Genomic DNA, 373 nt, shown 5'->3' with positions numbered 1-373 from the left:
TCTTAAACAGTTTGTTATACCACTACTAAAATACGACCTCTAAACTAGACAACTTGTATCTTGCCCAAGCATCCATATAGTAGTCACTGTTACTGTCCCAGAACTCTGATGGCATTTTTCTTTGGTATTTTACATTCAAAATACTGTGCTCTTTCGGCGTGACAATACAGTAGACACAGTACTTGTCGATAACATCATATACATCAGAGACTTGGGGGTTAGTTAACGATAGTAAGATGCGCACAACCTCAGCCATGGGCACAACATGCTCTTTCTCAACTTTGTCGCTATTCCGAGCTGAGATTGTCCATTGGCATTGCTCTTTTATCTTTCTTGTATCCCACTTACCTGTCCCATTTACTGCACCGACACG

1 protein-coding gene is annotated in these 373 nt (G+C 41.0%); it reads right to left on the bottom strand.

From position 1 onward, the window contains the following. Positions 1-25: 25 nt before the first annotated feature. On the bottom strand, positions 26-373 hold a 348-nt coding region (locus tag BIW15_RS25220), incomplete at its 5' end, for a hypothetical protein (protein WP_077281650.1).

This window comes from Vibrio sp. SALL6 (genome assembly GCF_002002385.1).
Lineage (GTDB): Bacteria > Pseudomonadota > Gammaproteobacteria > Enterobacterales > Vibrionaceae > Vibrio > Vibrio parahaemolyticus.
Note: the sequence above shows the minus strand (reverse complement) of the source record. Positions and strands in the feature narration are given on the sequence as shown.